This is a genomic window from Streptomyces sp. NPDC048290, assembly GCF_040652095.1.
Lineage (GTDB): Bacteria > Actinomycetota > Actinomycetes > Streptomycetales > Streptomycetaceae > Streptomyces.
Genome location: NZ_JBEZLM010000065.1, coordinates 1 through 1,640, shown reverse-complemented (window position 1 = coordinate 1,640; position 1,640 = coordinate 1). Strand labels below are relative to the sequence as shown.

Below are 1,640 nucleotides of genomic sequence, written 5' to 3'. Positions count from 1 at the left end.
GCTGGACACCAAGTTCGACACGCTGCCGCCGTACACGCCCGAGGACCTCAACCCGCTCCCGGAGCAGCGGCTGCCGGACCCGGCCCGCGACACGGACACGGGCCAGTCGTCCGTTGGGGACAGCGGGCCGTACACAGCGGGGGACGGCAAGCAGGGTCAGGCGTACGGGTCGGAGAAGGGTCAGGACCAGGCGTCGTCGGTGACGCTGAACGGTGGTCAGACACCGATCCGGACGCAGAGCGACGCCCTGAGCGGCCTGGACGCGCCGGCGCAGGGGCAGGTCCCGTCGGGGGACAAGGCGCCGGCACAGCCGCTGATGACGCCGCCGCCGGTGCAGAGTCAGGCGGCCTCCGGGACACCGGCGCAGCCGCAGCCGCAGCCGCAGACCCAGAGCCAAGGTCCTGGGCAGGGCCAGGGTCAGTCGCAGGGACAGACGCCCGCGCAGGGCCGGGGGCAGACCCCGCAGCCGATCCAGTCGAGTCAGCCGGGTCAGTCCGGTCAGGCGGGTCAGGCGGGTCAGGCGGGTCAGGCGAACCAGCCGGCCGACGGGATCTCCGGGCCACTCGTCCCCACCGAGGGACCGCAGCCCTCCGACGTCGAGTCGGTCCCCACCACGGAAGACCTCCTCAACACCCTCACCGACACACCGACGCCCCTCTCGACAACCGCGGGGCCGGGGCAGTCGGGGGAGACGGGTACACCGGGAACGCCGCAGACGACGGAGAGCACGCAGACACCGCGGCCCGCGCAGACGGAGGAGATCGGCGAGCCCCGTCCGATGACCGTCACCTCCCAGCCGACGCCGGACCAGTCGACGGAGTCCGAGACCCAGTCCGAGACCCAGGCGGAGCCGGACACCGAGCCCGACACCGACGCCCGCCCCGAGTCGCCGCCCCTCACCGATGACACCCCGCTCACCCGGGCGGAACAGGAGCAGACGCTCCACGACAACGCCGAGGCGCTGTTCCAGCAGATCGCCGACGAGTTCCAGCAGGACTCGACCCTGCGCAACCTCCTCTTCGACGACGACGTCACCAGCTTCGTACGCGACCAGATCCCCGGCATCATGCGGGACGTCCTGAACGACACGGCGGGCGATCCCACACTCACCAGGCAGGACGTACTGGACCGCTTCCGGGACGAGACGCGTGCCCACTTCGTGACCCGGGAGAGCGTGGTCCAGGGCCACGAGCAGGCGCGGAGGGACTTCGACGAGGAGTGGACCCCGCGTCCGAAGCCGGACCGCAGGACCGTCTACGAGCTGGTCGAGACCCTCGGCGACACCACCCCGCCGCCCGTCACGCAGGGGCAGCAGGACGCCTCTCCGGTCAACGCCGTCACCCGCCTCTTCGACGCCAGCGGGAACAAGCTGTTCCAGTCCCCGCAGGACCTGGTCGACCAGGTGCACGCGAACCGTGACCGGAGCGACGTCACCCGGGACTTCTACGACAACTGCGTGATCGCCGCGCTCACCCTGCACACCGCCTTCCAGGCACCCGACCGCAGCACGGCCGTGCGGGACCTGGGCAAGCTGACCGAGGTCAGGGAGGGCAGGACCCACGCCACCGTGGCCCAGCAGGCACTGGACCGCGCCGCGGTGCCGGTCGGAGCCGGGCCCGACGCCCTCACCAAACTCGCCG

Annotated in this window: 1 protein-coding gene; it reads left to right on the top strand. The window is 71.9% G+C overall.

Going from position 1 to position 1,640, the window contains the following annotated elements; genetic code table 11:
* Positions 1-1,640, top strand: a 1,640-nt coding sequence (locus tag AB0D49_RS41730; RefSeq protein WP_362769513.1) for a hypothetical protein, incomplete at both ends; no start/stop codon positions are given.